Here is a 13,792-nt window from a genome sequence, read left to right on the forward strand (position 1 = left end):
ATCTAACTTATAAAAGGTACAGAAATGAAAAATGTAATTTTAGCGATAATTATGCTTTTTTCTATAAGTTATGCACAGGAAGATGAATCTCTTATTATTAATGGATGTAAATTAAAATCTAGAACAAGTTGTCCTAATGTAGATCTTAGAAATAAGGATTTATCAAATTTAGATTTAAGTTACTCTAACTTTGAGGGAGCAAACTTTGAAGGAGCTATATTAGATGGGACAGATTTAAGTTTTTCCAATCTAAAAAAAACAAATTTCAAAAATGCGAAATTGCGTCATTCGATTTTAAAACAGTCAGATATGACACAAGTAAATTTAGAAAATGCAAATTTGGCAAGAGCAGATTTAAGACATACAAATATTAGAGCTGCTAAAGCATATAATGCAAATTTTGAAGCAATTAATGCTTGGGCTTTATTTGGTCAAGGTGGAAAGTATGATGGTGCTTCTTTTATAGGGGCTAATTTGAATTTTGCAAGAATGAGTGGTTCTAGTATGAAAAATTGTAATTTTGAAGCTTCAAATCTTGAAGCAGCATGGATGACGAAAATTGATTTTACAGGTTCAAATTTTAAAAATGCTAATTTACAAGAATCAAAGCTTCCTAATTCTTCATTTATAGATGCGAATTTAACTGGTGCACGAATTCATTATGCAAATTTTGGAGATGTAAATATGCAGGGGTGTATAAATTGTCCTGTAAATTGGTAAATAAAAAATAAAATCTTGAAAAGGAGGACAATATTATGAAATGGGAAACACCAGCGTTCGTTGATAATAGATTTGGTTTTGAAGTGACAATGTATATTTGTCATGAATAAAAATTTTCAAAAATAAACTTAAAAGTTAGAGAATTTTTCTCTAACTTTTATTCTTTTTTACTTGAGTTTATAATAGATAAATTCAATTAAAAAAAGAGTTAGGATTATTATGAAAATAGAAGTTTTAGGTTCAAGTGCTGGAGGAGGACTTCCTCAGTTTAATTGTAATTGTGATAACTGTAAAGCTTATAGAGAAGGCAAAAAAACAGTTAAAAGAAGAACTCAAAGTTCAATTACTATTAGTGAAGATGGTAAAAACTGGGTTTTATTTAATACTTCACCTGATATTTTAGAACAAATACATAATTCACCCTTTTTACAGCCCCAACAAAGACGAGAGACTAAAATAAAAGCAATCATTTTTATTGATGCCCAAATTGATCATACAACTGGTCTTTTGATGTTAAGGGAAGGTTGTCCCCATGAAGTATATTGTACAAAAGAGGTAAATGAAGAACTAAATACTTCATTTCCACTTTTTAAGATGTTGACACATTGGGATGGTGGAGGAATTAAATATAATGAAATCACTCCTAATAATAAGAGTTTTGAAATACCAGTAATGCCAAGTTATGAGTTTTTTGCACTTCCTCTTATCTCAAATGCACCCCCATATTCTAAATACAGAGATAAACCAAGAGCAGGGGATAATATTGGTATTGTGGTTAGAAATAAAATCACTGGTAAAAAACTTTTTTATCTTCCTGGACTAGGGGTTGTAGAAAAACATATTGTAACTGAGATGAGAGATGCAGATATTTTACTTGTGGATGGAACAGTATGGACAAATGATGAAATGATAAAAAATGGTTTCTCAATAAAACTTGGAACAGATATGGGACATATCCCTTTAAGTGGTGAAGAGGGACTTATTAAGATACTTGATACTTTGGAAAAACCAAGAAAAATATTAATACATATAAATAATACAAATCCAATACTTGATGAAGAAAATGATGAGTATAAGGAACTTATTTCCCATGGAATTGAAGTGTCCTACGATGGTATGAGTATAGAGATTTAGTAAAAGAAGATAAAAAGGAAATATCATGAAAAATATAGTAATTGTAGCAACAGTTAAAGTAAAAGCTGGATTTAAAGATGAAGTTTATTCTGAACTTCTAAAATTACATGAAGCAACTCATAAACATGATGAGGGTTGTATTCAATATGATTTGCACAAAAATTTAGATGATGAAAATAGTTTTACTTTTGTAGAAACTTGGCAAAATGCAAAACTTTTAGATGAGCATATGAAAAAAGAACATTTTTTGAAATTTGCTCAATCTGTAGATGGTAAATTAGAACTTTTAGATATACAAAAATTAAAAAAAGTTAATTTATAAGAGGAGAAGAAAATGACAAAAAAAATGGAACAATTATTATCAAAAGAAGAGTTTGAAGCAAAACTAAGAGGTATGGGTGAGATGTATCATATTCATCATCCTTTTCATATAAGAATGTATGAGGGGTCTTGTACTAAAGAGGAGATTCAAGGTTGGGTTGCAAATAGATTTTATTATCAAACAGCAATTCCAATTAAAGATGCGGCGATTATGTCAAATAATCCACCACTAGAAGATAGAAGAAAGTGGATAGATAGAATTATTGATCATGATAGTGTTGGTGGAGGAATTGAAGCTTGGTTGGAACTTGGTGAAGCAGTAGGACTTAAAAAGGAAGATTTAATTTCTCACAAATATGTATTACCAGCAGTTAAATTTGCAGTTGATGCATATATAAATTTTGCAAAACAAAGACCATGGAAAGAGGCTGCAATGTCATCTTTAACAGAGATGTTTGCACCTCAAATTCACCAACAAAGACTAGATACTTGGCCTAAAAACTATCCTTGGATTGAGCAAAATGGCTTGAGATATTTTCAAAAAAGATTGAGTGAAGCAAGAAGAGATGTTCAACATGGTTTGGCTTTGACACTTGAAGAGTTTAATACTATTGAGTTACAAAAAAAGGCATGTGAAATTTTACAGTTCAAATTAGATATTCTTTGGACTATGTGTGATGCTTTATATTTAGCATATGAACTTAAGCGACCACCATATTTTAATATAAAGGGATGTAATGCAACTAGAAAAATCAATTGCAGTGAATGATCATTTCCAATTACAATATGAAGAGGCACAAGGGTGTTTTGTACTATTGTATCCTGAAGGAATGGTGCAGTTAAATCAAAGTGCTGGCGAGATTATGAATTTATGTGATGGTAAAAAAAGCTGTTTAGATATTGCAAAAATCTTAGAAGAGAAATTTCAAATGCCTGATTTAAAAAAAGATGTGGAAGCTTTTTTAAAAGAAGCTTTTGAGCGTAAGTGGGTGATGTATGCAAACTGATATTAAGCCACCACTTTGGATGCTTTTAGAGTTAACTCATAAATGTCCTTTGGAGTGTACATATTGTTATAATCAACTTGATTTTGCAAATACAAAAGATAGTATGACAAAAGAAGACTGGTTTAGAGTTATGGAAGAGGCAAGGGCAATGGGTGCTGTTCAATTGGGCTTTTCAGGTGGTGAACCACTTCTAAATAAAGATATTTTGGAAATAGTTAAAAAAGCAGCAGATTTGAAGTTTTATACTAATCTTATAACTTCTGGTGTGGGAGCTGATTTATCTATAGTTCCAAAGTTAAAAGAGGCTGGATTAAAAACAGTTCAACTTGGAATTCAATCACATGATGCAAAAACAACAGCACTAATTACAAATAATAAAAATGCTCAAAGGGATAAATTAGCCTTTGCAAAAGCTTGTAAAGATAATGGCTTGCAACTTATTGTTAATTCGTGTATTACACGACAAAATATTCACCAAGTGGGAGATATAATTGAGTTTGCAAACTCTATTGGAGCAAATTATTTAGAAATAGCAAATATACAATATTATGGTTGGGCTTTAAAAAATATTGATGCCCTTTTACCAACAGAAGAACAACTAAAAAAAGCAAAAGAAGAGGTTGATTTTTATAGGAAAAAAAGAGATGATATGAAGGTATTCTTTGTGGTACCTGATTATTTTGCAACTAGACCAAAAGCCTGTATGAATGGCTGGGGAACTACTTTTTTAACTATCAATCCTGATGGAGTAGCCCTTCCATGTAATACTGCAAATACTTTGCCCTTGGAATTTCCCAATGTAAAAGATTTTTCAATTAAAGAAATATGGAATGATTCTGAAGCATTTAATTTCTTTAGGGGTGATAAATGGATGAAAGAGCCTTGTAGAACTTGTCCTGAAAAAGAGATTGATTTTGGAGGTTGTAGATGTCAAGCATATGCACTTACAAAAGATATGAATGAGTCTGATCCTGTTTGTGATAAATCTTCTTATCACAAAGTTGTTTTGGATAAAGTACAAACTGCTTTAAAATCTACAAGCGAGCCAGTTTATAGAAATAAACAAAACTCTTTGGCTTTGATAAATGAAGCTTAACTAAGTGTAAGAGATTATCTTACACTTAGTTTGTTTTTTTTGATTTGCTCTATTAACTTAGTTATATTTTCCATTTTTTTCTCTTCTTCTTCAATATGATCAATTGCATTCATATTAAATTTCTCTAATTTTTTATCTAAATAACTAGTATCAAGTTTTCCTTCAATAAAATCTTCATCTCTTACGATTTCTCTGTGTAGTGGAATATTTGTAGGTAAGCCTTCTATATAAAACTCATCTAAAGCCCGTCTTGCTTTTTTTACTGCACCTTCCCAATCTAGTGCCCAAACAATAAGTTTTCCTACCATTGAATCATAGTTTGGAGGAATTTTATAACCAGTATAAACACTTGTATCAATTCTAACACCTGGTCCTCCTGGAGTTAAGTATTTATTTATAGTTCCAGATGCTGGCATAAATTTTTTCTTGGGATCTTCTGCATTGATTCTAAATTCTATTGCATACCCTCTGAAATTTATCTCTTCTTGTAAAAATTGAAGTTTATCTCCTTCTGCTATTTCTATCATTCTTTGAATAATATCAACACCAGTTATAAGTTCAGTTACTGGATGTTCCACTTGAACTCTTGTATTCATCTCAATAAAATAAATATTATCTTGTGCATCAACTAGAAACTCAATTGTTCCAACACTTTCATAACCCAATTTGAACATGGCTTTTGTTGAAACTCTATATAACTCTCTTCTTACATTTTCGTTTAATCTAGGACTCGGAGCTATTTCTATTACTTTTTGGTGTCTTCTTTGAATAGAACAATCCCTTTCCCCTAAGTGAAGAACATTTCCATATTTATCAGCTATAACTTGAACTTCAATATGTCTTGGATTTTCCACATATTTTTCTATAAAAGCATCACCTTTTCCAAAGAATTTTTTAGCTTCTGCAGTTGCTGCTTCAAACATAGCTTTAAAGTCTTTTTCTTCTTTTACTATTCTCATTCCTCTTCCACCACCACCAAAAGCTGCTTTGATAATAATTGGAAAACCAATTTCCCTTGAGATTTTTTCACCTTCTTTTACATCAACAATGGGAGTGCTTGTTCCTTCAAGAACTGGAACCCCAATTTTTTTCATAGCAACTTTTGAAGCCATTTTATCTCCAAAAAGTGCTATATGCTCAGCTTTTGGACCTATGAAAATGATACCTGCTTTGTCACAAGCTTCGGCAAATTCTGCACTTTCTGATAGAAATCCATATCCTGGATGAATAGCATCACATTGGGCTTTTAAAGCAAGAGATATGATTTTTTCAATATTTAAATAAGCATCTAATGGATCTCCTAAAAACGGATAGCATTCGTCAGCTTTCTTTACCCAAATACCTTCAATATCTACTTCTGAAAATATTGCAACACTTTTTATATCCAACTCTTTACATGCTCTTATTATTCTAAGAGCTATTTCACCTCTATTTGCTACTAGGACTTTAGAAATTTTTTTTGACATAATTCTTCCCTATTTAAGTTTTTCATATTCTAGGGTTTTAAAAAAAATAGTTCTTCTTTTTTTTTGCTCAAATAGTTGTTTATTAGTGCTTATTTATTAGTTCTATAGTGTTATTTATGTTAAAAGATACTTAGTTTGGTCTTTCTACCATATAGCCAATAGCTCTAATATTTAAAATAAAATCTTCTTTTAATACTTTTTTTACTCTATTTACTTCTGCTCTTATTGTGGCATTATCTATGTAGTCATCATTCCAAACATATTCTCGAAACATGTCATAATTGCAAACCAAAGATCTATTTGCAGCTAATAAATCGATGATTTGGATTTGTCTTTTAGGTAGTATTTGTGGTTCATTGTTAAATAATAAAATCATATTTTTAGAATCATAACTATATGATTTTGATAATCTTTTGTGTTGTTGATGAACTTGGCTTGTTTTTAGAAATTTGTTTATTCTAAGTGTTAGTTCTTTTAGGTGAAATGGTTTTTTTAAATAATCATGGCATCCTATATCAAAAGCTCTTGTGATATCTTCAATATCAATTAATGCTGAGATAAAGATTGTAGGAACCATTCTTTTTTGTTTATGTAAATCTTCTAGTATGGTTAATCCGTCCACATCTGGAACATTTATATCAAAAACTAATAAGTCAAATTGTTCTTTTTCTAAAGTTTCTATACAATGTTTACCATCCATAACAGAGTGAACGACATGCCCAGTAGATTCTAAATAAATTTTGATAGCTTTATTTAGCATAATATCATCTTCAAGTAGTAATATTTTCATTTTATGCCTTTAAAAATATATGTAAAACTAGTAGTATCACTGTCGGAATCGACTTTTATGATAACACTTTCTTCATCACAAATTCGTTTAACTAAATTTAAACCCAACCCAAAGCCATTGTTTGATTTTTCTTCTCTATAATACTCTTGGAATATTTTATCTGGGTCTTGTATTTTTTTTGAGTTACTTGATACTGTAAATTTTAAGTAATTGTTTACTTCTTCAACTTTTACATTTATATCTTTGCCTTTATTTGTGTATTTTATAGCATTTGATAAAGTATTGTCAACTATTCTTTGTAATTTTGTCTCACTAAAATTAATCATCATCTTGTCCCTATTAGACTCTAAATTGAACTTTGAAGATACTTGTGTTGCAACATTTTTGAAAAAGTATACTCTACTTCTAACAAAATCCACCAAATCAAGAGAATAAACTTTATATTCAACTTGATCTTTTTTTACTAAATAACTTAAATCATCATAAATAGAAAATATACTTTTCATGGCAACTTCTATATTTGAAAGATATTCACTTTTATGATATTGCATCTCATGTAGTTCTATATTACTCATGATAACTGATAATGGAGTATTTGTTTCATGAACCGCATGTCTTAAAAACATTTTTTGGTTTTTTAGTATATTTTCTGAATAAGCGATATGTTCTTCTAATCTTTTTGATTGTTCGTCATGATCTTTAGCACTTTGTTGAATTAGATTTGTTAAGGCTTGAATAGTCTTAGCATAAGAGCTTTCATTTTGGTTTACTATTTTTTCTATTTTAGGGATATCTTTTTTTACTGTATGAATATTCTCAGTCAATCCTACAAGAGTGATTGTTTGATTCATAAGTTCATTTCTATCATTATCATGGAAAAATTCTGCATAAGTAAAAAAGCCAGAAGTAGGAGCAATACTAGCAAAAGGTTCTATCTCAAGTTTGATTAGGCTTTGCATATATCTTCTTCTTGCCATACAAGAATATATAAAAAATGTTTCTGCTGGATATTCATGTATATTTTTCAAATATTGTATAGGATTTCTTATTATAAGTTCTGCATTTGCAAAACCTAGCCTCACTTTATCACCTTTGTATAAGTTCCCTCCACAACCAAAACTTCCATCAGGGTATCTTGTAAGAACTGCTCTTGCTACAGACATGCCATTTCTTTGAACTATTAGTGGGAATTCTGTATAAGAATCACTATTACCTAGGTACTTCTCATAAAAATCCATGGCATCCATTCCCGAAATTTCATAAATTCTATTGCCCTTGACTCTATTAATAGTGTGTTCAATTCCAATTGGAGACCAATCATATTTGTGATCATTTGTTACAAGTAAGGTATCAGAGTTTAAAGATACTGCAACTGCCCCATTAGCCAATATTTTTCTGCCACAAGATACATAAGTTTGTTTAAACACACCATTATCTCCAGCCATTCCACCAGCTACCATTATGGATTTATTATATGCAGTTATTCCTTTTAGATAATCTTCTCCATTTGTAGTTGTTCCATCTGTAAAAGTAATGATTAGTTTTGTATTATCTGTTATTATATCTTTTGCTATTTCATATCCACAATTAAAAGAGTTACTTCCTTCTTTTATAGATGATTTAATAGTAGTATTTTCAAAGACAGATATAGAAATAACAGTTTTAAAAGTAGATACTTTTTTATCTTTTATCTCTCCATCAGTTGTTGTACCTAGTATAGTTGCATGAGGTATATTATCAGCTAATAAGTTAATAATATATTCTAAAGTATTTTCTTCTTTTCCACAAAATACTTGAATTAAAATATTCTTTTTATCTTTAAAAAATTCATAATCTATTTCTTTTTTAAATGAGTGGTTCTGATATATATAATTGTAAGTGTTCATGAAAATATTGTAACATAAATAATTACTTTTTTTATAAAAAATAAATAAAATTTCAAATGCTATTTAAAAGCTACTAAGCCCATATAATAGTCATTGTATTAAATAAAATAAATGGCTATATTTGCGCTATATAGTTGGCTATACTCAGGCTATAATTGTGGAGTAGAATTTCATTACAGAAAAAATTTGTCTATCAAACTTTTTCATATTTACTAAGATAAAAGGAAAAAAAATGGCATACGCAAAACCAACATACAAATCTCAATATGAAAACTTTATAGGAGGAGAATGGGTTGCACCAAGAAGTGGTGAATATTTTGATAATGTTTCTCCAGTTGATGGTGAAGTTTTAACTAGAATTCCTAGATCAAACGAAGAAGATGTAGAACTAGCAATTAAAGCAGCAAATAAAGCATTTGAATCTTATAAGCACACTTCTGTGATTGAAAGAAGTACTCTTTTAAATAAAATTGCTGATGCAATTGAAGCAAATTTGGAAGCTTTAGCTATCGCTGAAACTTTAGATAATGGTAAAGCTGTAAGAGAAACTTTAGCAGCTGATGTTCCTTTAGTTGTTGACCACTTTAGATATTTTGCATCAGTTATAAGAGCAGAGTCTGGTACAGTTGCAGATTTAGATGAAAATACTATTTCTCAAGAAGTTCACGAACCATATGGTGTTGTTGCTCAAATTATTCCTTGGAATTTCCCATTATTAATGGCTGCTTGGAAATTAGCTCCTGCATTAGCTGCTGGAAATTGCATTGTAATGAAACCAGCAAGTGCAACTCCAATGTCTATTTTACTTTTAATGGAAACAATTCAAGATGTATTACCAGCAGGTGCAATTAATATTATTAATGGTGCAGGTGGAAAAATCGGTAAATATTTATCAACTCACCCAGATATTAAAAAAGTTGGATTTACTGGTGAAACTACAACTGGTCAGTTAATTATGCAATATGCAACTGAAAATATTATTCCTTCTACATTAGAACTTGGTGGAAAATCACCAAATATCTTCTTAGAATCAATTATGGATAAAGATGATGAATTCTTTGACAAAGCTATTGAAGGACTTGTATTATTTGCATTTAATTCAGGGGAAGTTTGTACTTGTCCATCAAGAGCATTAATCCAAGAATCAATTTATGAGCCATTTATGGCAAGAGTATTAGAGAGAGTAAAAGCTATCAAATTAGGAGATCCATTAGATCCAACTTGTATGATGGGTGCTCAGTGTTCAACTACTCAAAAAGAGAAAATCATGGAATACATCAAAATTGGTAAAGAAGAGGGTGCTGAACTATTAATTGGTGGTGATGAATATAAAAGTGAAAAATATCCAAATGGAAACTATATTCAACCAACACTATTTAAAGGTCACAATAAAATGAGAATCTTCCAAGAAGAGATTTTTGGACCAGTTTTAGCAGTTACTACTTTTAAAGATGAAGATGAAGCATTAGCTATTGCAAATGATACTATTTATGGATTAGGTTCTGGTGTTTGGTCAAGAGATGCTCACCAATTACATAAATTCTCAAGAGGAATCGAAGCTGGTAGAGTTTGGGTAAATTGTTACCACATGTATCCATCTCATGCATCATTTGGTGGATATAAAAAATCAGGTATAGGGAGAGAAACTCATATGATGATGTTAAACTCTTATAGACATACAAAAAATATCTTAACTTCTTATAGCAAAGATGCAATGGGATTTTTCTAGGCCTTTACTTTAAAACAAAAAAGTTTAAAATGCATAGAAGAGTTCTTCTATGCATTTTTTTTTCTGCATAAAAAGAATAATTCGTTTATTCTCTTTAAGGTTTGTTTCTTTAACAATTTTTTTTAAATTGTGATAAAATAAATCTAATATGAACAGATCCTTTAACATGGAATATTTCAAGGATAAAAAATGGCACTAAAAAGATTATTAGTTACAAAAGCTGCGGCTTTAGTAATAGAACAATTAAAAAAAGAAAATGGTGAATTAGTTTTTAACCAAAGTGGTGGTTGTTGTGATGGCACAGCTCCTATGTGCTATGCAAAAAGTGACTTTCATGTTCCCTCACGAAATGTAAAAATGGGAGAGATATGTGGATGTGAATTTTTTATAGACAAAGACCAATTTGAGTATTTTAGACATTCAGAAATAACTATTGATGTAAAAGAAGAAAAAGCTGCCTTTGGAAACTCTTTTTCACTGGAAATAGATTTAGGTTACCAATTTATCACAAAATCTAGAATCTTTACAGATGAAGAGTATAAAGAAATAGAAAAGTTATAACTTTTCTATTTTATATTTATAAAAAGACTTCAAAAAAAATCAGAAAACTTTACTACTTCTTGACTATCTTTTGGAATAATTAAATGATAATTTAAAAAAGGAAGAAGTATGAAAAATATAAGTACAAGAAATAAGTTAATTATCTTAGCATTTGTTGCAATTATAGGGTTAGTAATAATTGGAATTTCAAGCATAGTTCAATTAAAAAAAGTAAATAATGGTCTACAAACTGTTTATTATGATAGAGTTGTTCCCTTAAAACAGTTAAAAATAATTGCAGATGAATATGCAGTTAATATTGTTGATACAACTCATAAAACAAGAAATGGAAATATTACATTTGAAGAGTGTATTTCTAATATTAACGGTGCAGAAAATAATATAAAAAATGAATGGAATAATTATTTATCAACATCATTGACAGAAAAAGAACAAAAGTTAGTAAATGAAGCTAAAAAATTAATGTTAGTTGCAAATGACCTTTCAAAAAATATAAAAATGGCCTGTGAAAAAAAAGATTTAGAACTTATTGGTAAATTTACTACTGATGAACTGTATCCTAAAATTGACCCAATAGGAGAAAAAGTTTCAGAATTGATATCTTTACAACTAAATGTTGCAAAAAGTGAGACAGAAAAAGCTGAAAATATATATTCTAATAGTATATACTTTGTGATAACTGTTATTATATTTTCGTTAATAATTATCGTATTACTATCATATGTAATAATATCTGATATAACAAAAAAATTAGAAATATTCAAAAATGGACTTATTTCATTTTTTTCATTCTTAAATAGAGAAAATAATAAAGCAGATTTAATAGAAATAAATACAACTGATGAATTTGGGCAAATGGCAAAAGTAGTAAATCAAAATATTGAAAGAACAAAAGTAGGAATAGAAGAAGATAGAAAATTAATAGATGAAGCTATTTTTGTTTTAGGAGAATTTGAAAATGGTGATTTAAGTAAAAGATTAGTAGTTAAAGTTTCAAATCCATCATTATTACAATTAAAAGATGTGTTAAATAAAATGGCTGATAATTTAGAAAATAATATTGAAAAAGTTTTAAATATATTAGATGAATATTCAAACTACAATTATCTAAATAAAATATCAACTACAAATATAAAAGAGCATTTATTAAAATTAGCGAATGGTGTAAATATGTTAGGTGATTCTACTACTCAAATGCTAGTAGAAAATAAATCAAATGGATTAACCCTTGATTATAGTTCAGATAGGTTACTTAAAAATGTGGATAAGTTAAATGACAGTTCAAATGAAGCTGCCGCATCACTTGAAGAAACAGCAGCTGCTGTTGAAGAAATCACAAGTAATATTAGATCAAATACGGATAATATTGCAAAAATGGCTAATTTCTCAAATGAAGTGACAACTTCAGCAAACGAAGGAGAAAGATTAGCTAATGAAACATCAATATCTATGGATGAAATTAATGAACAAGTTCAATCTATTGTTGAGTCTATCGGTATAATAGATCAAATAGCATTTCAAACAAATATTTTAAGCTTAAATGCTGCAGTGGAAGCAGCAACTGCAGGTGAAGCTGGAAAAGGGTTTGCAGTGGTTGCACAAGAAGTAAGAAATCTTGCTACTAGAAGTGCAGAAGCTGCAAAACAGATAAAAGTTTTAGTGGAAAATGCTACATCAAAAGCAAATGCAGGTAAAAAAATAGCAGGAACTATGATAACAGGATATAAAAAATTAAATGCTAATATTTCTCAAAGTATTAAATTAATCTCTGATATAGAGAGTGCTTCAAAAGAGCAATTATTTGGAATAGAACAAATTAATGATTCTATCAATCAACTTGATCAACAAACGCAAAAAAATGCGATGGTATCATCTGAAGCTCATGAAATAGCAGTTTCAACAGATAAAATTGCTAAACTTATTGTAAGTAGTGCTGATCAAAAAGAATTTACTGGTAAAAATGATATAAAAATTGACAAGTGACAAAATGCTACTTTTTAATAAGTAGCATTTTAAATCTATCACCCATACCTGTTGGTTCAAGGAGACTTTTTACTTTTTGAACTTCTTTTAGGTAGTTTTCTTCACTTACATTTTTTTGTAATATTTGAAGCAAGTCTAAAATACCAAATTCTACTAGGGCTTTTAACTGGGTTTGATATTCAACTTCACATTTACAGAAACTATTAAAACTATCAATTACATGGGAAAAGTTTACATCATAGGTGATATCTGAATTTTTATATAATTTATCTAAATCAAGTTTTTCATCAAAGATTGGAAAAACTTCATGTTTTGAATAAATTCTACAAGAAAAATCATTTCTTGGATATTTTTCTCCATAATCAAAACTTAGAAAGTAGAAGTTTTTAATATTTTTACAAATATTTTTTGCAAACTCTTCATAACCTAAAGCTAATTCACCTTTTGTGATTTTGTATTTTTTACATTTATTTATAATATTCTCATCTGAACAATCTTTGAACTGTATTTCCCCTTTTTCTACAAATGCAGTTTGTAATTTATCATCTTTTGTATAGATTAATTCACAAGAGAAAGCATCATAAATCTCATTTGCCACAATAAAAGCATGGGCAAGTTTTATTTCACTTATGTCATCATAAAAATCAAATTTAATACCATCACCAAATGAGTTTTCTAGATATTCTTTTTGCTCATTTTTTAAGTTATCAAATCGCTCAACTATTGCGAAGTTTAGGCTTTCAAGGAGTTTTGGATTTAAAGTATAAATAAACTGAATAATATCAGCTAATAAATAGCCATGATGGGCACCAATTTCTACAATAGTAGTATTATGTGGAAGTTTATTATTTAAGATTGTATCAACTATCTTTTTGGCAATACTTCCACCAAAAAATATTGAAGTTGAAACTGCTGTAAAGAAGTCTCCATCTTTTCCAATAGCATTATATTTTGTATAATATCCATCTTTGCCATAAAGCCAATTGTCAAAATAATCACTAAATTTTGTATTCATGAAAATAATAATATCTAAAAACTGTTTATAAAATGTTACTAGTGTGTAATACGGTTATGGTATAATCATAAATAAAATAGGAAA

14 protein-coding genes are annotated in these 13,792 nt (G+C 29.1%); 10 read left to right on the plus strand and 4 right to left on the minus strand.

The window, feature by feature from the left end:
- Positions 1 to 24: 24 nt before the first annotated feature.
- The 7 genes from CRU95_RS02355 (at position 25) to pqqE (ending at position 4,278) form a co-directional block, all read left to right on the plus strand.
- Complete coding sequence (locus CRU95_RS02355) at positions 25 to 720, plus strand: pentapeptide repeat-containing protein (RefSeq protein ID WP_129099548.1); 696 nt, start codon at positions 25 to 27, stop codon at positions 718 to 720.
- A 35-nt stretch (positions 721 to 755) separates the two neighbouring features.
- On the plus strand, positions 756 to 830 hold the full coding sequence (pqqA, locus tag CRU95_RS02360) for a pyrroloquinoline quinone precursor peptide PqqA (protein WP_129099699.1): 75 nt from the start codon (positions 756 to 758) through the stop codon (positions 828 to 830).
- 109 nt (positions 831 to 939) lie between these two features.
- Positions 940 to 1,854: a pyrroloquinoline quinone biosynthesis protein PqqB gene (gene pqqB, locus CRU95_RS02365; RefSeq protein ID WP_129099549.1), complete on the plus strand. Its 915-nt coding sequence runs from the start codon at positions 940 to 942 to the stop codon at positions 1,852 to 1,854.
- Positions 1,855 to 1,879: 25 nt separating this feature from the next.
- Complete coding sequence (locus CRU95_RS02370) at positions 1,880 to 2,176, plus strand: putative quinol monooxygenase (RefSeq protein ID WP_129099550.1); 297 nt, start codon at positions 1,880 to 1,882, stop codon at positions 2,174 to 2,176.
- Between the two features lie 12 nt (positions 2,177 to 2,188).
- The gene (gene pqqC, locus CRU95_RS02375) at positions 2,189 to 2,944 is read left to right on the plus strand and encodes a pyrroloquinoline-quinone synthase PqqC (protein WP_013136575.1); all 756 of its coding nucleotides are present in this window, start codon (positions 2,189 to 2,191) and stop codon (positions 2,942 to 2,944) included.
- Entirely contained in the window at positions 2,913 to 3,182 is a 270-nt protein-coding gene (pqqD, locus tag CRU95_RS02380; RefSeq protein WP_129099551.1) for a pyrroloquinoline quinone biosynthesis peptide chaperone PqqD, read from the plus strand. Before pqqC ends, pqqD begins: the two co-directional genes overlap by 32 nt.
- Entirely contained in the window at positions 3,172 to 4,278 is a 1,107-nt protein-coding gene (gene pqqE, locus CRU95_RS02385; protein WP_129099552.1) for a pyrroloquinoline quinone biosynthesis protein PqqE, read from the plus strand. The genes pqqD and pqqE overlap by 11 nt, the downstream gene beginning before the upstream one ends.
- A 14-nt stretch (positions 4,279 to 4,292) precedes the next feature.
- On the opposite strand, the gene CRU95_RS02390 is transcribed toward pqqE, so the two are convergent.
- From CRU95_RS02390 to CRU95_RS02400, 3 genes are all read right to left on the minus strand, one after another.
- On the minus strand, positions 4,293 to 5,744 hold the full coding sequence (locus CRU95_RS02390) for an acetyl/propionyl/methylcrotonyl-CoA carboxylase subunit alpha (RefSeq protein WP_129099553.1): 1,452 nt from the start codon (positions 5,742 to 5,744) through the stop codon (positions 4,293 to 4,295).
- A gap of 130 nt (positions 5,745 to 5,874) precedes the next feature.
- On the minus strand, positions 5,875 to 6,534 hold the full coding sequence (locus CRU95_RS02395; protein WP_129099554.1) for a response regulator transcription factor: 660 nt from the start codon (positions 6,532 to 6,534) through the stop codon (positions 5,875 to 5,877).
- A complete protein-coding gene (locus tag CRU95_RS02400) occupies positions 6,531 to 8,420 on the minus strand; it encodes an FIST N-terminal domain-containing protein (RefSeq protein ID WP_129099555.1) in 1,890 nt (629 codons plus the stop codon). Before CRU95_RS02400 ends, CRU95_RS02395 begins: the two co-directional genes overlap by 4 nt.
- 232 nt (positions 8,421 to 8,652) lie before the next feature.
- Between CRU95_RS02400 and CRU95_RS02405 the strand changes: the two genes are divergently transcribed.
- From CRU95_RS02405 to CRU95_RS02415, 3 genes are all read left to right on the plus strand, one after another.
- On the plus strand, positions 8,653 to 10,149 hold the full coding sequence (locus CRU95_RS02405) for an aldehyde dehydrogenase family protein (RefSeq protein ID WP_129099556.1): 1,497 nt from the start codon (positions 8,653 to 8,655) through the stop codon (positions 10,147 to 10,149).
- Positions 10,150 to 10,338: 189 nt separating this feature from the next.
- The gene (locus CRU95_RS02410) at positions 10,339 to 10,710 is read left to right on the plus strand and encodes a DUF779 domain-containing protein (protein WP_129099557.1); all 372 of its coding nucleotides are present in this window, start codon (positions 10,339 to 10,341) and stop codon (positions 10,708 to 10,710) included.
- A gap of 108 nt (positions 10,711 to 10,818) precedes the next feature.
- A complete protein-coding gene (locus CRU95_RS02415; protein ID WP_129099558.1) occupies positions 10,819 to 12,693 on the plus strand; it encodes a methyl-accepting chemotaxis protein in 1,875 nt (624 codons plus the stop codon).
- Positions 12,694 to 12,700: 7 nt separating this feature from the next.
- Here the strand turns inward: CRU95_RS02415 and CRU95_RS02420 are convergent, their stop codons facing one another.
- A complete protein-coding gene (locus tag CRU95_RS02420; RefSeq protein WP_129099559.1) occupies positions 12,701 to 13,708 on the minus strand; it encodes an SAM-dependent methyltransferase in 1,008 nt (335 codons plus the stop codon).
- Positions 13,709 to 13,792 lie beyond the last annotated feature (84 nt).

It is taken from the genome of Arcobacter sp. F2176 (assembly GCF_004116465.1).
GTDB classification, from domain to species: Bacteria; Campylobacterota; Campylobacteria; order Campylobacterales; family Arcobacteraceae; genus Arcobacter; species Arcobacter siniprincipis.